We start from the raw sequence: 19,350 nt of genomic DNA on the forward strand, positions 1-19,350 counted from the left end.
GATTCCGGTTCCGGCTCCCCCGGCTCCTGCTCCTGCTCCTGCTCCTGCTCCTGCTCAGATGGTGAAGGGCCGCTGCCGGGCGAAGGCGGTGTTCGGCGCACCCGCCTGGAAGAGGTTGGGCGTCTGGTCGGGCGGCATCCGCTTGACGATCTCCCGGTGCAGTCCGCGGTAGCTGCCCGCGAAGGCGCCGCCCCGCCAGACCTCCAGCAGGGTCCCGGTGAACAGGCCGTTGACGATCCCGTCGGCGGAGGTCTGGTTGTCCTGGCAGCCGGAGATCTCCAGCACGCTGGCGTCGATCCTCGCGAGGTCCTTGGCGGTGCGGGTGTTCTGGATGCGGTCGTAGACCTCGCGGTCGCGCCGGTAGACGGCGGACTGCACCGACTGGGGCATGGCCCGGATCCGGCGGCCGACCTCCTCGGGATCGGCGGTGCTGAAGCGCCGGTCGAGCTCCTGGGGGCTGAGCATCTCGGTCAGCAGCCGGGCCACCGTGCCGCTGTGGCAGCTGTCGGAGAGCAGCCAGATCCGCACCCCCTTGGCGAACTTCCCGAAGAGCTCGAAGAGCTCGTCGTCGACCAGCTGACGGTCGTAGAGCACCCAGGTCTCGTCGAGGCGGTCGCCGGTCTCGTCGTGGTTGAGATCGGGCACCTGGCCGCCGTGGCCCGAATAGGTGAGGAAGAGGATGTCCCCCTCGGCCAGCCGCCCGGCGGCGGCCTCCAGGGTGGCGGTGACCGTCTCGGCGGTGGCGGCCTGGCTCAGCAGCGGATCGGTCACATCGAACCCGGCGGCGTCGGCGAGGCGGGCCATGTCCATGGCGTCCTGCTCACAGGCGCCCAACTCACCGTTCCAGCCGCCGTACGCGGCCGCGTCGACCTGGTTGAGTCCGATATGGACGGAGAGACCGGTTGCCATGGGGGGCTCCTTGGGTCGAGGACGAGCGGCGGCTCACCACCGCTCGCCACGAAGCGATGAGTCGCCACGAAGCGATGATGAGGCGCCGCGCCCCGCCATGCCCTGTTCTCCGGCCCCATCCGGAGGAGGCTCGCGATACGGCCTCAGCCTTTCCCGCACCCTTCGCACGCCCCTCGTACGCCCTTCGGCTCCCTCCCGGCCGTCAGGCCCGGCGCGGCCGCAGCACATCCGGGAGGCCGGGGCGGTCGACGGCCTCCTCGAGCGCGGCGCGCAGGGTACGGCTGTCGGTGAGGCCGCCGCCGGGCCGGATCAGCCAGACATGGCCCTGCCGGACGCAGCCGGGCCTGGGGCAGCGCAGCACCCGGCCCGGTCCGGCGGCGGCCACCGTGCGGCGGCGGGCGTACGCCGTCCCGACCAGCCAGCTCTTCCACTCGGCCGCGGCTCCCGGCGGCACGAGGAAGGAGAGCACATGGCTGGCGGTGGCGAGCATCACCGGCCCCGCCGCGTCGCGCCGCCGCAGCGCCTGGACCACCGCGCTGCCGATGTCGCCGGACATCCGCACCAGATCGAAGACCCGGCCCACCGGCAGATCGGCGAGGCCGTTGCCGCTGGCCCACTGCAGCCGCACCCGTCCGGGGTCGTCGCTCGCGGCCAGCAGCCATTCGGCCGCGTCGGCCTCCACCGTGACCCGCATCCGGCGGTCACCGTGCGCGCCCGCGGTCATGAGGCGGTCCCCAGCGGCAGGGTGAACCACACCTTCTTCCCCCCGGCTCCCGGATCGGGCGGTTCGGTGCCCCAGTCGCCCGCCAGGTCGTCCACGATGGCCAGCCCCCGTCCGGACTCCTCGGTCGGCTCGGGCTGACGGACGACCGGGATCACGGGCGAGCCATCGGCCACCTCCACCCGCAGCTCACGGCCGTAGCGTTCCAGCGAGACGGTGATGGTGACGGTGTCGGCGGGGCCGGAGCTGCCGTGTTCCACGGCGTTGGCGAACAGTTCGTTGGTGGCGAGGACGACATGGTCCACGACCCCGCCGAGCCGCCAGTCGCGCAGATGCGCGGCCACCATCCGGCGTACGGCGGCGGCGCGGTCGGGGAGGGCGGGGAACTCCGCCCGGAAAAGCCGGCGGGTGTCCAGCGGGATCACCGTCCTCTCCCCTCCGGACAGGGGAACGGGGATCGCCGCACCGGCCGGCCCGGTAACCGGCCCGGTAACCGGAGCGATGACCGGCCCGGTGGCCGAAGGGGTTCGCGGGCGGTTCGCGGAGACCGCGACACCGCGGGTCGCGCCCATCGTCTCGCCCTCCTCATCGGCCGACGCCGGCCGGTGTGACAGTCCTGGAAAGGATCGGCTCACGGTGTCGGTCCTCACGGTCCTCGGCGGTCTGTGGGCTCTGATGGCATACATGCACCTGGAGTGATTGATGTTCCGGCGAGCGGGTAAGCGCATTCTGGCGACCGACGGCGTGGCATCTGGGCTGGTGACAGGTGGTGCGCGCACCCCGCCCGACCCGCCTGGACCAGCTGCCACGGACGGAGACGGCCCGGTCGCGGTGAGTGCCGGATACCGGCATGGTTCCTCCTTCGAAGGCAGCGCAAAGCGCCATCGGTCGCCGTTCATGTAGACAAACGGTTGGACCGGCCGGTGGGCGAGAGGGCATGGGGGTTGTCCGGTTGTACGGGCGTAGTGGTTCGGGCTGTACGGTCCGGACGTGGCAAGCGTGAGCGACGACCGCGAGAGGCGGCTCCGCCCGGGGGAACGGTCCGGTGTGGACGGCAAACGGGTCCTGGTGACCGGAGGCTCCCGGGGACTGGGTGAACAGATCGTACGGCTACTCGCCTCGGATGGGGCGCGGTTGGCCACCTGTGCGCGGACGCCGGAGGGGCTGCGCTCCCTCACGGCGTCCCTGAGCGCCGAGGGACACGGGGAGTTGTTCACCCGTACGCTGGACGTCACCGAGCCGGAGATGCTGGAGGAGTTCGTCACTGCGGCGGCGGAACGTTTCAGCGGGCTGGACGGCGTGGTGGCCTGCGCCGGCGGCGCCCGCGGCCGCGGCATCGAGGAGGCCGACGCCCAGGACTGGTCGCTGACCTGGGAGATGAACGTCGGCCATACGGCCCGGCTGGTGAAGGCCGCGGTACCGCATCTGCGCCGCGCGGGCGGCGGCTCCGTCGTGGTGATCGCCTCCATCTCCGGCTGGAAGCCGGGCCCCCAGGCCCAGTACGGAGCGGCGAAGGCCGCCCAGATCCACCTCGCGGCCTCACTCGCCCGCGAACTGGGCCCGGACGGCATCCGGGTGAACACCGTCTCCCCGGGGTCCATGCTGATCCCGGGGAAGCGGTGGGACCGGATGCGCACCGAAGACCCCGAGGCCTGGGCCCGGTTCACGGCCGAGCTCCCGGGCGGTGAACCGGTCACCCCGCAGGAGGTCGCCCGCGTCGTGGCGTTCCTGCTCTCGGACGCCTCGAGCGGGGTCTCCGGTGCGCATCTGCCCGTGGACCGGGCCCAGAACGCCCCCACACCAGGAGGCTATTGACCCCCTTGTGGGGAACGAGGGAGGTCCGACCCTCAGGCGGCCGCCCCCAGCACCGTCCGGGAGCGCTGCTCGAAGTCCCGGACCATGGGCTCCCCGCGGTGCGGCCGCAGCCGGGTGCGGAAGTCGCGCAGGGCCTGGATGGAGCGCTCGCTGTGCACCCCGCTGAGCGTGTCCAGCGCCTCGCCCGCGGTGCCGATGGCCTCGTCCAGCCGGTTCTGCTGGAGATAGGCCGTGGCCAGCACGGATCTGCTGATGGCCTGGCGCCGGCGCCGATCGGCGTTGGCGCGTACGGACTCGGCGGCGGAGTGCTCGGCCGCGGACGCGTTGCCCAGGTCGCGGAAGCACAGCGCCGCCTCGGCCGCCAGATAGTGGTGGTCGAGGAAGCGCACCCAGGGCGACTCCTGTTCGGGGCCCTGGCTGGCCTCCAGCCGGGCCTCGGCCGTGCGGAGCGACTTGGACGCCTCCCGGGGCTGGTCCAGCGCGGCGTAGCCACGGGCGGCCATGGCGTGCAGCCGCATCAGCCCCAGCGGGCTTCCGGCGTGCTTGGCCGTGGCGATACCGACCCGGGCCAGTTCGACCCCCGCCTCGGGCTGGCCCAGGTTGGTCGCCAGATGGGAGAGACCGGCCAGGATCTGACCGCCCAGGACCCGGTCGCCGCCCTCGGCGCACAGCCGCAGCGCCTGGGTCATATAGCGCTGGGCCAGGCCGTATTCGGCGTTGTCGTAGCTGCTCCAGCCGGCCATCGCGGCCAGCTTGGCCGCGGCGGTGAACAGCTGGCGCCGCTCCTGCGGTGGCGCGCCGCGCTGCTGGAGCATGGGCACGACCTCGGTCGACAGATAGAGCACGATGCTGGCGCGGACCTGGCCGCCGCCGAAGCGATTGTCCATCTCGTCGAACATGTTGATCGCTGCGTGGACCTGTTCGACGCGGCCGCCTTCGGCCGCTGGGGTGAGCCGGGCGGTGTCCTGGTTCTCGACCAGCCACAGCAGCCATTCGCGCTGCGGGGTCACCAGCGCGCCGGCGACGAAGGGCACCGCACCCAGCAGGCTGCGGCGGGATATGTCGGTGGAGCCGAGTTCGGCGAGCGTGTGCAAGGTTTCTGCTACGTCCTCCCGGTAGGCCAGCGCGCGGGCGACGACCGGGCGCTGTCGGTCGGAGATGAATCCCAGCTCGGCGGGGGCCACGGGCCTGCCGAGCCGGTGGGAGAGCACGGCGGCGATCAGCTCCGGCGTGGTGCCACGCGGCTGTCCGCCTTGCAGCCAGCGGGTGACGGACGCCTTGTCGTAGTTCGACTCGCGCCCCTGCCTACGGCCCAGTTCATTGACCCGGTGGGCCAATGAGGCGTAGGAGCACCCGGATTCCTTCAGTGCGGCGGCCAACGCGGCGTTGACCGCGGCGCCTTGGCGCCCGCTTACCGGCTGTGCGTGATGCGTCACCGTGACCGTCCCTGGTTCGAGCCACGGCAGTGCACGGGATCCCCGCCGTGCGGCGCCGACCCGTCGGCCGGTGACCTCAACGACGCTGTGGACATGGGTAGTTGGGAGCCCTCGCCATGGAGGGTGAGATGGGTCACGTGCTCACTATGAGTGGTGATGCCGTCACGCCGCAAGCTTCGTTCTGATAATTTCAAAGCGATCCACTCGCTCTGTCTGTGTCATCCATCGCGTGGCACACTGTGCAGGCATATGACAGCCATTCCTCCGGGAGGCGGGACGTGAGCGAGGCACGGCCGGCCGGCGCCGCCCCCACCGTTTTGCGCAGAGTCCTGGGCAAGCGTCTGCGGTTTCTGCGCGAACGGGCGAAGGTGTCGTTCGAGGAAGCCGCGAAAGCCATCGAGGTCACCCCGTTGACCGTGCGCAGGATGGAGAAGGCGGAAGTCGGCCTCAAGATCCCGTATGTGAAGGAGCTGCTGCGGAACTACGGCGTCCGCGGTGCGGAGATCGATGATTTCCTGGCCCTGGCGCGGGAGGCCAACCAGCCGGGGTGGTGGCATCAGTTCCGCGATGTGCTCCCGGACTGGTTCAGTGCCTACGTCAGCCTGGAGAGTGAGGCCACCGTCATCCGGGCGTACGAGCCCCACTACGTCCCCGGGCTGCTTCAGACAGAGGACTACGCACGAGCGGTCCTGCGCATGGGCTTCCCCCATGACACCGAGGAGGAGCTGGAGCGCCGGATCGCGCTGCGCGTCAAGCGCCAGAGCCTGTTCACCAAGCCGGACGCGCCGACCATCTGGGCGATCCTCGACGAAACGGTGCTGCGCCGCCCGGTCGGCGGCCTGCAGGTGATGCGCGACCAGATCGACCACCTGATCGGCACCTTGGAGATCCCCAAGGTCAGGCTGCAGATCATGCGGTTCACGGCGGGGCCGCACCCCGGAGCCTTCGGCCCCTTCCACTACTTCCGCTTCGGATTCTCCGAACTGCCGGACGTCGTCTACACCGAGAGCCTCACCGGGGCGGTCTATGTGGACAAGCCGGCCGAAGTCGTCGCCTATCTCGAGGTCCTGGACCGGATGGCGATCCAGGCCGAGCCGATCGGCGACACCAGCACCATCCTGGCCGAACTGCGTAAGGAGATCTGAGATGCACGACCCCGTCTACAGCGGAATGCCGGCCACGGACCTGGGCACGGAGGGCTGGGAGAAGCCCTGGAGCGGGTCCAACGGCGGCACCTGCCTCGAGGCCAAGCGGCTGCCGGACGGGCGGGTGGCGCTGCGCCAGTCCACCGACCCGACCGGGCCCGCGCTGATCTACTCCCGCTCGGAGATGGCGTCCTTCCTGGCGGCGGCGAAGGCCGGCGAGGCGGACTTCCTCATCTCGTAGCGCGGGCCCGCGCACGGCCGGCCGCCCCGGTCGGCCTCGTCCCCAGCGAAAACCACTACGCCCGCACAACCGCACAACCCCGCAGCGCACTCCCGTCCCCGCCGTCCCGCCACGCACACTGAAGACGCCGTGGCGGGCGGCGGTGTCGTCCCCTCTTGCGCAGCGACGGGACCAATGGGACGACGGGATGCCGGAATGAACCTCGACCACGCGGTGGCACGGCACCGCACCCTGATCGTCGAGGGCTGCGACGGGGTCAGCAGGGACGCGTTGCTGACCGGGCTCGCCCGCCGGCACGGCTACACCGTCACCCGCGCCTCCCCCGACCTCCCCCATGTCGATCCGGTCCGGCCCTACCGCGAGCTCCTCCAGCACCACGGGGCGCTCGCCGTCGACGCCGGTCTGGTCGGCGAGCTCGTCTACGGGCCGCTGCGCCGTGGGCACTCCCGGGTGACCTGGATCCAGGCGTTCGACTTCGCCGAGGCGGTGGCCGAGCGCCACGGCGCCTTCGTCCATATGACGGCCCCGGTACCGGTGCTGGCGGACCGGCTGGCCGCGTGCGGCGCCCCAGCGGCGGCGCTCGCGGAGATCGACGCCGCGGTGACCGGCTATGACCACGCCTTCTCCACCCTCGCCGAGCACGCCCCGGTGCTCACCGTCGAGGAGCGGCCGGCCTCCGGCGGCGGCCCGGACCCCGATCCGGGCCGCGACGAGGCGGTGGCCGAGCCCCCGGTGGCCTCGTTCGCCCGGCGCCTGCCACGCATCCGCTCCCCCGTGCCGTTCTGCGCCCCGCATCGCTGAACTCCCTTGCATCGGCCTTACGTTGGTGCCCCACGACCCGCAGACGCACGGCAGGAGACCGGCTCCATGACAGACGGCTCGTCCACCCCCGACCCGCAAGCCCTGACCAAGATCGACACCACGGTGCCGCATTCGGCCCGGATCTGGAACTACTGGATGGGCGGCAAGGACAACTACGAGGTCGACCGGATCGCCGGTGACCAGTACCGGGAGGTCGCCCCGAACATCGAGACCATGGCCCGCGCCTCGCGCGCCTACCTCATCCGCACCGTCACCCATGTGGCGGGCGCCTGCGGCATCCGGCAGTTCCTGGACATCGGCACCGGGCTGCCCACCTACGACAACACCCACCAGGTCGCCCAGCGGGTGGCGCCCGAGGCCCGCATCGTCTACGTCGACAACGACCCCCTGGTGCTCCGGCACGCGCAGGCGCTGCTCACCAGCAGCCGGGAGGGGGTGACCGACTACATCGACGCGGATCTGCACGAGCCCGAGCGGATCCTGGAGGCCGCGGCCAGGACACTCGACTTCGACCGGCCCATCGCCCTGATGCTGATGGGCATCCTCGGCCATATCCAGAACTACGCCGAGGCGGTGTCGATCGTGCGCCGGCTGCACGAGGCGTTACCGTCCGGCAGCTACTTCGTGCACTACGACAGCACCGACACCGACCAGGCGCTCAAGCAGGCCCAGCAGGGCTACGACGACACCGGCGCCGTTCCGTACGTGCTGCGCAGCGTGGCGCAGATCAGCCGCTTCTACGAGGGCCTGGAGCTGATCGAGCCCGGTATCGTGTCCTGTCCGCTGTGGCGGCCCGGCCACGCCGAGACGGCCATCGAGACCACCGATGTCCACGGGGGCGTGGCGCGCAAGCCGTGACGGCGGTGACGACCAAACGAATGGTTCGGCCACCGGGGAGGTAACCCCCGCCCCCGTCGCGTCGTCAGACACGGCGCCGGGAAGCCGAGGCGGAGGGACGCGCGGGTGTTCGACGTCGGAGCCTGGAGAGTGCCCTCCGTCAAGCGGCTGCTGCGGGAGTCGGTCGCCGATGCGCCCGCGGTGGTACGGCAGCGCCGCGGCTCCCGGGACGAGGCCCCGGGGCGGCCGCGGCACCTGGCCATCATCATGGACGGCAACGGCCGCTGGGCCGCGCTGCGCGGCCTCTCCCGCACCCAGGGCCATCAGGCGGGGATCCTGGCGCTGCCGCGGGTGGTGGACACCGCCCTGGAGGAGGGCATCGAGCACCTGTCGCTGTTCTTCTTCTCCACCGAGAACTGGAACCGGCCGCGCGGCGAGGTGGCCGCCCTGATGCGGCTCACCGCCCAGCTGGCGGACGTCTTCCGCGGCTACGGCGAGCGGGGGGTGCGGCTGTGCTGGCTGGGCTCGGAGGCCCGGCTGCCCGCGGCCACGCTGGCCGCGCTGCGCCGCGCGGAGGCCGAGACGCGGCACAACCGCGCCATGACACTGGCCTTCTGCTTCAACCACGGCGGCCGGGAGGAGATCGCCCGCGCCGCCGGCTCGCTGGCCCGCGCCACGGCGGACGGCGCGCTGGACCCCGGGCTCATCGACGAGGCGCTGTTCACCCGCCATCTGCCGCACGCCGATCTGCCGGACATCGACATGCTGGTGCGCACCTCCGGGGAGCGGCGCATCTCCAACTTCATGCTCTGGCGGGCGGCCTACGCGGAGCTCTTCTTCGTCGACACCCTCTGGCCCGACTTCACCGGTGAGGAGCTCCGCGCGCTGCTGGCCGCCTTCGCCGCCCGTGACCGGCGCTTCGGCGCCGGCGTGGGCCCTCCTTAGCGGATCTGGACGCCGGAGACGGTGCGGGCGATGACCAGGCGCTGGATCTCGCTGGTGCCCTCGAAGATCGTATAGATCGCCGCGTCCCGGTGCATCCGCTCGACCGGGTACTCGCGGGTGAAGCCGTTGCCGCCGAGGATCTGCACCGCCTGGGCGGTGACCTGCTTGGCGGTCTCGCTGGCGAACAGCTTGGACATGGAGCCCTCGGCCGACTCGAACGGCTTGCCGTTCACGGCCATCCACGACGCGCGCCACACCAGCAGCCGTGCGGCGTCGATCCGCGTGCGCATGTCGGCGAGCTGGAAGGCGACGCCCTGGTTGTCGATGATGGGGCGGCCGAACTGCTGCCGGGTCCTGGCGTAGTCGAGGGCGACCTCGTACGCGGCGCGGGCGGTGCCGACGGCCATGGCGCCGACGGCCGGGCGGGACGCCTCGAAGGTGGCCATCGCGGCGTTCTTCAGACGCTCCCCGCCCGTCTTGGCCTTCTCGCGGGCGCGCGCGAGGCGTTCGTCCAGCTTCTCCTTGCCGCCGAGCAGGCAACTGCCGGGCACCCGCACCTGGTCGAGGACCACCTCGGCGGTGTGCGAGGCGCGGATGCCGTGCTTCTTGAACTTCTGCCCCTGGGAGAGCCCGGGGGTGTTCGGCGGGACGATGAAGGACGCGTGGCCCTTGGAGCCGAGTTCGGGGTCGACGACCGCGACCACCACGTGGACGCCTGCGATTCCGCCATTGGTGGCCCAGGTCTTGGTGCCGTTGAGGACCCATTCGTCCTTGGCCTCGTCGTAGACGGCGCGGGTGCGCATCGAGGCCACGTCGGAGCCCGCGTCGGGCTCGGAGGAGCAGAAGGCGGCGACCTTCACATCGTCCGGGTCGCCGTACATCTGCGGGATCCAGGTGCCGATCTGCTCCTCGGTGCCGTTGGCGAGGACGCCGACGGCGGCGAGGCCGGTGCCGACGATGGACAGCGCGATGCCCGCGTCGCCCCAGAACAGCTCCTCCATGGTCATGGGGATGCCGAGGCCGCTGGGGTCGAAGTACTGCTGGGCGTAGAAGTCCAGGGAGTACAGGCCGATCTTGGCGGCCTCCTGGATAATCGGCCAGGGGGTCTCCTCGCGCTCGTCCCATTCGGCGGCGGCGGGGCGCATGACGTCCGCGGCGAAGCCGTGGATCCAGTCGCGCACCGCCTTCTGATCGTCATTGAGCTCGAACGAGAACTCCGCCATGACCCCTCCACGTGCTTATTACCTGCGGTAACCGCAGTCTGTTACCGACGAGTAGGCGATGTCAACTCCCCCAGGCATCCGGGCCCCGCGGCCCCCGCGGGTGTTACGTTGCGCAGTGCGCGGAGCGCGATCGCGCGTACGACATCGGGGGCGGGGAGGCAACCTCATGCAGACCGGAACCAGTCAGCGAGCCGATCAGCGACAGGCGGCCCAGCGCAGGCGCAAGGAGCTGCTGGAGGCCGCGGACCGGGTGGTGCTGCGCGACGGACCAGAAGCCTCGATGAACGCCATCGCCGCCGAAGCGGGCATCACCAAGCCCATTCTCTACCGCCACTTCGGCGACAAGGGCGGGCTCTACCGCGCGCTCGCCAAGCGGCACACCGACGCCCTGCTCGCCTCGCTGCGCGCGGCCCTGGACGCGCCCGCCGACGACCGCCGGCAGCGCGTGGAGGCCACGCTGGACACCTATCTGGCGGCGATCGAGGCGCGGCCCCAGGTGTACCGCTTCCTGATGCACCCCGCCGACCACGGCCAGCCGGAGCTGGAGCAGAACTTCGACGTCGGCCACCACTCCGCCCCGCTGCTGCGCCGGCTCGGCGAGGAGCTCGCCACGGTGATCGCCGAGCGGCTGGAGCTGGGCCCCGGCGGCGACGAGGTGGCCCGGGTCTGGGGTCACGGGATCGTCGGCATGATGCACGCGGCCGGCGACTGGTGGCTGCGCGACCGCCCCTGCGCGCGCGACCAGTTGGTGCGCCATCTCACCGATCTGCTGTGGGGGCGGCTGTCCCTGGCGGACGACCGGGTCGGCGCACCGGGCTTCTGAGCACACCGGATCGGCGCACCGGGCTTCTGAGCCCCCGCCACCCCGTCCGCCACTCGCACTCCGCTGGAATCCCGCTGCCATCCCGCCGGAACGGCCCTGGGGGCCGTCCGGCGGATCCACGCACCGAGGACATCAGCGGCGCGCGTGACATCGGCGGCCCGCCGGACAAGGCGCTACGCGTCCGCCGGCGCCGCCCAGGGGGCACGGCGGGCCGCCCGCAGCGCCCTGCGCCGCCGCAGCCCGGTGAGCCGGTCGGTGAACAGCCCGCCGTCCAGGTGGTCGCTCTCGTGCTGGAGACAGCGCGCGAAGAAGCCGGTGCCCTCGATCCGCACCGGCTCCCCGGTCATCGTCACGCCCTCGATCACCGCACGGTCGTACCGCGGAGTGCCCGCCTCGATGCCCGGCAGCGACAGACAGCCCTCCGGCCCCCGCACCGTCACCCCGTCGGCCGCCACCAGCCGGGGGTTGACGACATGCCCCAGATGGCGGTGGTCCTCGTCGTCCGGGCAGTCGTAGACGAAGACCCGCAGTCCCACGCCGACCTGGTTGGCGGCGAGCCCCACCCCGTGCGCCGCGTACATCGTGGCGTACATGTCCTCGACCAGCAGCGCGAGCTCGGCGTCGAACGCGGTGACCTCCTCGCACGGTGCGCGCAGCCCCGGATCGCCGAGGAGCCGCAGGGGCCGCACCGCTCCGCGGCTGCCCGGGATCGCACCATGTCGCATGGCAGTCAAGCGTACGGGGCCCGACGGAGGCGGCCGGTGCGGGTGACGGAATTCGGGACCGCGGCCGGATCTCGATAGGCTGCTCCCCGACCGTGGCCTCCCGGCTGGCGATTCGGCGCGGAGGGGGCGTACCACCGGTGCTCGGGGGGCAGGAGCGGCGCCGGTATGCGAGGAGGATCGAGAGACGATGGCAGGCAACTCGGAGCCGCTGTCACCGCGGGCCAAGCTGGCCGTGACGGCGGGCAAGGCCGCGGCGGCGGTGTCACGGGCCGCGGGCCGCGGCAGTGGATCGGTGATCGGCGGCAAGGTGGCCCTGCGGCTCGACCCCGATCTGCTGAGCAGGCTGGCGCAGCACCTGGACGTGATCCTGGTGTCGGCGACCAACGGCAAGACCACGACCACCCGGCTGATCGCCGAGGCGCTGCGGGCGGCCGGCCCGGTCGTCTCGAACGCGCTGGGCGCCAATATGCCGGCCGGTATCACCTCCGCCCTGGCCGGCGGCTCCGACGCCCGCTACGGCGTCATCGAGGTCGACGAGAAGTACCTGGCCGGTGTGGCGCGCGACACGGAGCCCAAGGCCATCGCGCTGCTCAACCTCTCCCGTGACCAGCTCGACCGCGCCGCCGAGACCCGGATGCTCGCCGAGAAGTGGCGCGAGGGCCTGACCGGCAGCAAGGCCGTCGTGATCGCCAACGCCGACGACCCGCTGATCGTCTGGGCCGCCTCCTCCAGCCCCAATGTGGTGTGGGTCGCGGCCGGGCAGGAGTGGAAGGACGACGCCTGGTCCTGCCCGTCCTGCGGCGGTGTGCTCCAGCGCCCCGGCGACGACTGGGTCTGCGCGGAGTGCGGATTCCGCCGGCCGATCCCCAGCTGGGCGCTGAACGGCGACTACGTCCTCGACCCGCACGGCGCGGCCTGGCCGATCCACCTCCAGCTCCCCGGCCGTGCCAACAAGGCCAACGCGGCCACCTCGGCGGCCGTCGCCGCCGCCTTCGGGGTGCCCCCGCAGGTCGCGCTGGAGCGGATGTACCACGTCCAGGCCGTCGCCGGCCGGTACGACGTGGTCACGTTCCAGCAGCGCCAGATGCGGCTGCTGCTGGCGAAGAACCCGGCCGGCTGGCTGGAGACCTTCTCGCTGATCGACCCGCCGCCCACCCCGGTGATCCTCTCGGTGAACGCGCGCGGCGCCGACGGCACCGACACCTCCTGGCTGTGGGACGTGGACTACACCCGGCTCGCCGGGCACCCGATCTGCGTGATCGGCGACCGCAAGCTGGACCTCGCGGTGCGGCTGGAGGTCGCCGGGCTGGACTTCCGGGTCTGCGCGGACGTGGACGAGGCGGTGCGGATCTGCCCGCCCGGCCGGATCGAGACCATCGCCAACTACACCGCGTTCCAGGACCTGCGCCGCCGGGTCGGCAACTGACCTGCGAGTACGAGAGGCACGAAGATGCGTAGCACGAGCCAGAACGGCCTGCGTCTGGTGTGGGTCTACCCCGACCTGCTGAGCACGTACGGCGACCAGGGCAACGTCCTGGTGGTGGAGCGCCGGGCGCGTCAGCGCGGGCTGGACGTCTCCCGGCTGGACGTCCGCTCCGACCAGCAGATCCCCACCTCCGGGGACATCTACCTGGTCGGCGGCGGTGAGGACCGCCCGCAGCGGCTCGCCGCCGAGCGGCTGCTCCGGGACGGCGGGCTGAACCGCGCGGTCTCCAACGGGGCCATCGTCTTCTCGGTGTGCGCCGGGTACCAGATCCTCGGCCATGAGTTCATCAACGACCTCGGCCAGCGCCAGCAGGGCCTGGGGCTGCTGGACGTGATCAGCACCCGCGGCGAGGGCGCCCGGTGCGTCGGGGACGTGCTGGCCGACATCGACGAGCGGCTGGGGCTGCCCCCGCTGACCGGTTTCGAGAACCACCAGGGCGTCACCCACCTCGGCCCGACCGCCCGCCCCTTCGCCCGGGTCCGGTTCGGCAACGGCAACGGCAGCGGCGACGGCTTCGAGGGCGCGTACAACGACACCGTCTTCGGGACGTACATGCACGGCCCGGTGATGGCCCGCAACCCGCACATCGCGGACCACCTGCTGAAGCTGGCCCTCGATGTGAACGCGCTGCCGCCGGTCGACGACCAGTGGTACGAGGCGCTGCGCAACGAGCGGATCGCGGCCGCGACCCAGCCCGCCTGAGCCGCGGCCCGCTCGCTCGAGCGCCGCTCAGGCCCGGGATGCCCGTATGGCGGACATCCGGCGGACGACCGCGCCCCCGCCGCCCGCTCGCTTGTAGGGTGGCGGGGTTCCGCCGGACGACGCGGTCCGGCCGTCAGCCCCCATCGCAGACAGAGGTATGCGTGCCATGCGCATTGGTGTGCTCACGTCCGGCGGCGACTGCCCCGGCCTGAACGCGGTCATCAGGTCAGTCGTCCACCGCGCCACCGTCGACCACGGCGACGAGGTGATCGGCTTCCAGGACGGCTGGAAGGGCCTGCTGGAGGGTGACTACCGCAAGCTGGACCTGGACGCCGTGAGCGGCATCCTGGCCCTCGGCGGCACCATCCTCGGCTCCACCCGGGTGCGCCCGGAGCATCTGCGGGACGGTGTGGAGCGGGCCAAGGGGCATGTGGCGGAGCTCGGCCTGGACGCGGTCATCCCCATCGGCGGGGAGGGCACGCTGAAGGCCGCCCGGCTGCTCTCGGACGCCGGGCTGCCGATCGTCGGCGTGCCGAAGACCATCGACAACGACATCGCCTCGACCGATGTGACCTTCGGCTTCGACACCGCGGTCGGGGTCGCGACCGAAGCCCTGGACCGGCTGAAGACCACCGCGGAGTCCCATCAGCGGGTGCTGATCGTCGAGGTCATGGGGCGGCACACCGGCTGGATCGCGCTGCATTCGGGTATGGCCGCGGGCGCCCACGCCATCGTCGTCCCCGAGCGCCCGTTCGACATCGAGGAGCTCACCAGGACCGTCGGGGCGCGGTTCGAGGCGGGCAAGAAGTTCGCGATCGTGGTGGTGGCGGAGGGCGCCAAGCCGCGCGAGGGCACGATGGACTACGAGGCCGGCGGCAAGGACGTCTACGGCCATGAGCGCTTCGCGGGCATCGCCCGTCAGCTCTCCGTCGAGCTCGAGCGGCGGCTGGGCAAGGAGGCGCGGCCGGTCATCCTGGGCCATGTGCAGCGCGGCGGCACCCCTACGGCGTACGACAGGGTGCTGGCCACCCGCTTCGGCTGGCACGCGGTCGAGGCGGCCCACCGCGGCGCGTTCGGCACGATCACGGCGCTGCGCGGTACGGACATCGTGCTGGTGCCGCTCGCGGAGGCCGTGGCGCAGCTGAAGACGGTTCCCGCCGAGCGGTACGCCGAGGCCGAGTGCGTGCTCTGAGCTGACGGGTTCTACGCTGGTGCGGGCACATATGGTGCGCACCGGGTAGGAGCAGGAAGGCCGGGGATACTCGATGGATCACGGCGGGCACGGCATGACCATGGATCTGCCGCCGTTCACCCTCGCACGCGGGTTGGAGTTCGGTGGCGATCCGTTCTTCCTGGTCGGCTGTGTGCTGGCGCTCGGGTTGTACGGCTGGGGCGCCGCGCGGCTGTGGCGGCGCGGTGACGCCTGGCCGGTGGGGCGCCTGGTCTCGTTCGCGATCGGAGTGGTGACCATCGCGATCGCGATGTGCACCAAGCTGAACGACTACGGCATGGTCATGTTCAGCGTCCATATGGTGCAGCACATGATCATCAGCATGGTCTCGCCGATCCTGCTGCTGCTGGGCGCGCCGGTGACGCTGACCCTGCGGGCCCTCCCGGCGGCCGGGCGCGGCCGCAAGGGGCCACGGGAGCTGCTGGTCATGCTGTTGCACAGCCGCTATGTGCGGATCATCAGCCATCCGGCGTTCACGATCCCGCTGTTCATCGCGAGCCTGTACGCGCTGTACTTCACCCCGCTCTTCGACTTCCTGATGGAGAGCAAGGCCGGGCACATCGCGATGATGGTCCACTTCCTCGCGGTGGGTCTGGTCTTCTTCTGGCCGATCATGGGTGTGGACCCGGGCCCGCACCGGCCCGGCTATGTGATGCGGATGCTGGAGCTGTTCGCGGGCATGCCCTTCCACGCGTTCTTCGGCATCGCGCTGATGATGGCGTCCGAGCCCATGGTCGGCGTCTACGAGCACCCGCCCGCCTCGCTGGGTATCGACGCGCTGTCGGACCAGACCTGGGCGGGCGGCATCGCCTGGGCCTTCAGCGAGATCCCGTCGGTGATCGTCCTGGTGGCGCTGGTCCACCAGTGGTACAAGTCCGAGCAGCGCCAGGCGCGGCGGATCGACCGCACCGCGGACCGCGACGGCGACCAGGAGCTCGCGGCGTACAACGCCTATCTCGCCTCGCTCCAGTCCCGTAGCGGCTGAGGGCGGGGCTCCGCGGTCTGCTGGCGTCCGGACCCCCGGCCGCGAGACCATGGACCCGGGCCTGGCGGCCCGGGTCCTGGCGAAGGGGCGTCAGGACCGCCGTGAGGAGGTCGGGGATGCCCGGATCCGCGAAGACGATGACGGTGGCCACGGTGGGGGGCCTGGTGCTGGTGACCGCCTACACCGTGACCCTGGGGAGCAACGGCTGGCTGTGGTTCAGCTGGGTGGTGCTCGGACTGCTGACCGTGGGGGTCGTGGTGGCCCGGGGCTGAGGAAACGCGCGCGGAACACGGACGACGAGCCAGCCCGCCAGGGGCCGTGCGTGAGCCCACCGGCGTGGAATCTGCCCGTGGCGAAGGAATGTGGGCAGCGGGGCATCAGCCCCGTAGCGTCCCGGCATGACCACAGGAAGCGTGTGTGTGATCGGGGCCACGGGACAGATCGGCCGGGCGGCGGTGCGTGCGCTCGCCGCCGAAGGGTGGCGGGTGCGGGCCGCCTCACGCGGCGGGGGCCGCGACGAGAGCTGGCCCGCCGAGGTGGTGAGCGTGGCCGTGGACCGGGACGACGACGCCGCGGTGGCCACGCTGATCGGGGACGGCTGCGATGTGGTGCTGGACTGCGTCGCCTACGGCCGGGCGCACGCACGGCAGTTGCTGGGGCTCGCGGACCGGATCGGATCGGCGGTGGTGATATCCACGGCAGCGGTGTACGAGGACGACCAGGGCCGTGGCTTCGGCACCCAGGACCGGCCCGACGGCGCCCCGCGCTATCCGCTGCCGCTCCCCGAGTCCCAGCGGACCGTCCCGCCGGGCGACGGCTACGGCAGCCGGAAGGTCGCGCTGGAGCGGGAGCTGCTGGCCGCCGGGGACCGGCTGCCGACGACGCTGCTGCGCGCCGGCGCGATCCACGGCCCGCACTGCCGTACCCCTCGTGAGCTGTACTTCGTCAAGCGGGCCCTGGACGGGCGGCCGGTGCGGATCCTGGCGTACGGCGGCCGCAGCCGGTTCCATCCGGTGCATGTGGACAACCTCGCGGAGCTGGTGCGGCTGGCCGCCCACCGGCCCGGCTCACGGGTGCTCAACGCGGGTGATCCGCAGGCCCCGACGGTCGCCGACATCGCCGCCGCCGTGGACGGGGTGCTGGGGGTGCGCGCCGAGCAGGTGCTGATCGCCGGAGAGCCGCCCAATCCGCAGGTCGGCAGCACCCCCTGGAGCCTGGCCCACCCCATGGTCTTCGACATGTCGGCCGCCGAGCGGGAGTTGGGCTACCGCCCGGTGACCGGCTACCTCGAGTCGCTGCCCGCGACCGTCGCCTGGCTCGCCGACCGGCTGGCGGGCACCCCGGACTGGCGCGCGGCCTTCCCCGACATGGCCGCGGCCTACGACCCGATGTGCGATCTGTTCGACTACGCGGCCGAGGACGCCTGGCTGCGCAGCGGCGGGAATTCCCTCGCGCCCTGACCACCGGGGCTCGTAGTCCCGGGCGGCCATGACAGAGGTACGGATATGAGCGCCCGGCCGCGCGCGCTCGCCAAGGAGACCGAGCGGATCGTCGCGTCCGGCGGCTGGACCGTCCGGCCGGGGAAACGGCGCCGGGCCCGTGCGGGGTGCGCACGGGCCCGGCTCACCACCACGCGCTACTTGACGACCGCCGCGGCGGCCGCCTCCTTGGCGGCCTTCGCGTCCTTCGCGGCCGCGCCGGACTTCGCGGGTACCGGCGTGGCGTGCGGGGCGCAGGTCACGTCCTTGGCGTCCACCGTGCCCTTGAGCAGGTAGGCGTCCACCCGGTCGTTGACGCACGCGTTGACCAGACCGGTGACGCCGTGCGAACCGGCGTCCTTCTCGGTGATCAGACGCGAACCCTTCAGCCGCTTGTGCAGCTCCACCGCGCCCTCGTACGGGGTCGCGGCGTCACGGGTGCTCTGCACGATCAGCGTCTTGGGCAGCCCCTTGGCGGCCCCCACCTCCAGCGGGGTGTGCTGCTTGCTGCCCCAGGTGGCGCACGGCAGGTTCATCCAGGCGTTGGACCAGGTGAGGAAGGGGTAGTCGCGGTCCAGCCGGGTGTTGTCCCGGTCCCACTTCGCCCAGCTGGTCGGCCACTTGGCGTCGGCGCACTCCACGGCGGTGTAGACGGCGTTGCCGTTCTCCGAGGCGATGTTGCCCGCGGTGTCGGACAGATCGGGGCCCGCGGCCTCGACCAGGGCCGTCTCGTCACCGGCGAGGTAGTCGCTCCACACCTGGGCGACCGTGGCCCATGAGGAGTCGTAGTACGGGGCGCTCTGGAAGAACCCGAGCAGCTCGGCCGGGCCCACGACGCCGCCGATGGGACTCTTCTTGGCGGTCGCGCGCAGCTTCTCCCACTGCTTCTGGACCTTCGCCGGGGTGTCGCCGATGTGGTAGGCGGCGTCGTTCTCGGCGACCCACGCCTTCCAGTCGTTCCAGCGCGTCTCGAAGGCGACGTCCTGGTCCAGATTGGCCTGGTACCAGATCTTCTCCCGGGAGGGGTTGACCACGCTGTCCACGATCAGCCGGCGCACATGGGTCGGGAAGAGCGTCGCGTAGACCCCGCCGATGTACGTTCCGTAGGACACGCCCAGGTAGTTGAGCTTCTTGTCGCCGAGCGCGGCCCGGATGACGTCGATGTCACGGGCGGTGTTGGGCGTCGTCATATGCGGCAGCATCCAGCCGCTGCGCTCCTCGCACCCCTTGGCGTACTCCCGGGCCAGCGTGCGCTGGACGCGCTTGTCCGCCTCGCTGTCGGGCACCGGGTCGAGCTTGGGCGCCTTGGCGTACTCCTGGGGATCCACACAGGAGATGGGCGCGGAGTGGCCCACCCCGCGCGGGTCGAAGCCGACGAAGTCGTACGCCTTCGAGACCTTCGTCCACAGCGGGTTCTCGTTGGTGACCCGGGTCGGGAAGCGGAGCCCGGAGCCGCCGGGCCCGCCCGGGTTGTAGATCAGCGAACCCTGCCGCTCATCGGCGGTACCGGTGTTGGCGACGCGGTCCACGGCGAGCTTGATGGTGCGGCCGCCCGGCTTGGCGTAGTCGAGCGGCACGGTGACATAGCCGCACTGAATCGGCTTGGCCAGCCCCCAGTCGGCCGGGCAGTCCGCCCAGTCGATGCCCTTCTTGGCGGCCTTGGCCGCGGCCACCGCCACCCCACGGGCCTCGGCGGCCCCTCCCGGAATCCGCTCCGAGGCCCCGGCCGTCGGGGCGGCCAGCGCACCGGTTATCAGCGCACCGGTGATCACACCGCCGACCACGCCGAAGAGTGCTGTGCGTCTCACGTAGGAATCCCCCTGCAT

General features: G+C 71.8%; 20 protein-coding genes. 13 read left to right on the forward strand and 7 right to left on the reverse strand.

Annotated features, from left to right (window positions below; all coding sequences use genetic code 11):
- Window positions 1-54: 54 nt before the first annotated feature.
- The 3 genes from PS467_RS05340 to PS467_RS05350 form a co-directional block, all read right to left on the reverse strand.
- Complete coding sequence (locus PS467_RS05340; protein ID WP_311034230.1) at window positions 55-909, reverse strand: caspase family protein; 855 nt, start codon at window positions 907-909, stop codon at window positions 55-57.
- A gap of 202 nt (window positions 910-1,111) precedes the next feature.
- On the reverse strand, window positions 1,112-1,633 hold the full coding sequence (locus tag PS467_RS05345; protein WP_311034231.1) for a hypothetical protein: 522 nt from the start codon (window positions 1,631-1,633) through the stop codon (window positions 1,112-1,114).
- Complete coding sequence (locus PS467_RS05350; protein ID WP_268970295.1) at window positions 1,630-2,055, reverse strand: ATP-binding protein; 426 nt, start codon at window positions 2,053-2,055, stop codon at window positions 1,630-1,632. The genes PS467_RS05345 and PS467_RS05350 overlap by 4 nt, the downstream gene beginning before the upstream one ends.
- Window positions 2,056-2,629: 574 nt before the next feature.
- On the opposite strand from PS467_RS05350, the gene PS467_RS05355 reads away from it, so the two are divergent.
- Window positions 2,630-3,445 carry an SDR family NAD(P)-dependent oxidoreductase gene (locus PS467_RS05355; RefSeq protein WP_311039766.1) on the forward strand — a complete coding sequence of 272 codons (816 nt, stop codon included), beginning with the start codon at window positions 2,630-2,632 and terminating at the stop codon, window positions 3,443-3,445.
- 32 nt (window positions 3,446-3,477) lie between these two features.
- Here the strand turns inward: PS467_RS05355 and PS467_RS05360 are convergent, their stop codons facing one another.
- Window positions 3,478-4,881 (reverse strand): NsdA family TPR-like regulatory protein, encoded by a 1,404-nt coding sequence (locus tag PS467_RS05360; protein WP_268970296.1) that lies wholly within the window; start codon window positions 4,879-4,881, stop codon window positions 3,478-3,480.
- A 278-nt stretch (window positions 4,882-5,159) separates the two neighbouring features.
- Between PS467_RS05360 and PS467_RS05365 the strand changes: the two genes are divergently transcribed.
- The 5 genes from PS467_RS05365 (at window position 5,160) to uppS (ending at window position 8,871) form a co-directional block, all read left to right on the forward strand.
- Entirely contained in the window at window positions 5,160-6,026 is an 867-nt protein-coding gene (locus PS467_RS05365) for a Sco1979 family transcriptional regulator (protein ID WP_311034232.1), read from the forward strand.
- Window position 6,027: 1 nt separating this feature from the next.
- Complete coding sequence (locus tag PS467_RS05370; protein WP_311034233.1) at window positions 6,028-6,267, forward strand: DUF397 domain-containing protein; 240 nt, start codon at window positions 6,028-6,030, stop codon at window positions 6,265-6,267.
- A gap of 195 nt (window positions 6,268-6,462) precedes the next feature.
- Window positions 6,463-7,068 (forward strand): hypothetical protein, encoded by a 606-nt coding sequence (locus PS467_RS05375; protein WP_311034234.1) that lies wholly within the window; start codon window positions 6,463-6,465, stop codon window positions 7,066-7,068.
- Between the two features lie 66 nt (window positions 7,069-7,134).
- Window positions 7,135-7,947, forward strand: a complete 813-nt coding sequence (locus tag PS467_RS05380; RefSeq protein WP_311034235.1) for an SAM-dependent methyltransferase — start codon at window positions 7,135-7,137, stop codon at window positions 7,945-7,947.
- Between the two features lie 105 nt (window positions 7,948-8,052).
- Window positions 8,053-8,871, forward strand: coding sequence for a polyprenyl diphosphate synthase (uppS, locus tag PS467_RS05385; protein ID WP_311034236.1), 819 nt, complete (start codon window positions 8,053-8,055; stop codon window positions 8,869-8,871).
- Here uppS and PS467_RS05390 read toward each other — a convergent pair.
- Window positions 8,868-10,094: an acyl-CoA dehydrogenase family protein gene (locus PS467_RS05390; protein ID WP_268970303.1), complete on the reverse strand. Its 1,227-nt coding sequence runs from the start codon at window positions 10,092-10,094 to the stop codon at window positions 8,868-8,870. The genes uppS and PS467_RS05390 overlap by 4 nt on opposite strands.
- Window positions 10,095-10,260: 166 nt before the next feature.
- Here PS467_RS05390 and PS467_RS05395 point away from each other — a divergent pair, with 166 nt between their 5' ends.
- Window positions 10,261-10,917, forward strand: coding sequence for a TetR/AcrR family transcriptional regulator (locus PS467_RS05395; RefSeq protein ID WP_268970304.1), 657 nt, complete (start codon window positions 10,261-10,263; stop codon window positions 10,915-10,917).
- Between the two features lie 173 nt (window positions 10,918-11,090).
- Here PS467_RS05395 and def read toward each other — a convergent pair whose 3' ends face one another.
- Window positions 11,091-11,642 (reverse strand): peptide deformylase, encoded by a 552-nt coding sequence (def, locus tag PS467_RS05400; protein ID WP_268970305.1) that lies wholly within the window; start codon window positions 11,640-11,642, stop codon window positions 11,091-11,093.
- Window positions 11,643-11,829: 187 nt separating this feature from the next.
- Here def and PS467_RS05405 point away from each other — a divergent pair, with 187 nt between their 5' ends.
- The 6 genes from PS467_RS05405 to PS467_RS05430 all read left to right on the forward strand — a co-directional run bounded on the left by PS467_RS05405 (window position 11,830) and on the right by PS467_RS05430 (window position 17,506).
- Window positions 11,830-13,068, forward strand: coding sequence for a Mur ligase family protein (locus PS467_RS05405; protein ID WP_268970306.1), 1,239 nt, complete (start codon window positions 11,830-11,832; stop codon window positions 13,066-13,068).
- A gap of 24 nt (window positions 13,069-13,092) precedes the next feature.
- Complete coding sequence (locus tag PS467_RS05410) at window positions 13,093-13,830, forward strand: type 1 glutamine amidotransferase (RefSeq protein WP_311034237.1); 738 nt, start codon at window positions 13,093-13,095, stop codon at window positions 13,828-13,830.
- Between the two features lie 166 nt (window positions 13,831-13,996).
- Window positions 13,997-15,022 carry a 6-phosphofructokinase gene (locus PS467_RS05415; RefSeq protein ID WP_311034238.1) on the forward strand — a complete coding sequence of 342 codons (1,026 nt, stop codon included), beginning with the start codon at window positions 13,997-13,999 and terminating at the stop codon, window positions 15,020-15,022.
- Between the two features lie 73 nt (window positions 15,023-15,095).
- A complete protein-coding gene (locus PS467_RS05420) occupies window positions 15,096-16,046 on the forward strand; it encodes a cytochrome c oxidase assembly protein (protein ID WP_311034239.1) in 951 nt (316 codons plus the stop codon).
- Window positions 16,047-16,162: 116 nt separating this feature from the next.
- A complete protein-coding gene (locus PS467_RS05425) occupies window positions 16,163-16,318 on the forward strand; it encodes a hypothetical protein (protein WP_268970311.1) in 156 nt (51 codons plus the stop codon).
- 126 nt (window positions 16,319-16,444) lie between these two features.
- Window positions 16,445-17,506 carry an NAD-dependent epimerase/dehydratase family protein gene (locus tag PS467_RS05430; RefSeq protein ID WP_311034240.1) on the forward strand — a complete coding sequence of 354 codons (1,062 nt, stop codon included), beginning with the start codon at window positions 16,445-16,447 and terminating at the stop codon, window positions 17,504-17,506.
- Between the two features lie 176 nt (window positions 17,507-17,682).
- Here PS467_RS05430 and PS467_RS05435 read toward each other — a convergent pair whose 3' ends face one another.
- Window positions 17,683-19,350 (reverse strand): alpha/beta hydrolase, encoded by a 1,668-nt coding sequence (locus tag PS467_RS05435; protein WP_311034241.1) that lies wholly within the window; start codon window positions 19,348-19,350, stop codon window positions 17,683-17,685.

Origin of the sequence: Streptomyces luomodiensis, assembly GCF_031679605.1 — a bacterium.
Lineage (GTDB): Bacteria > Actinomycetota > Actinomycetes > Streptomycetales > Streptomycetaceae > Streptomyces > Streptomyces luomodiensis.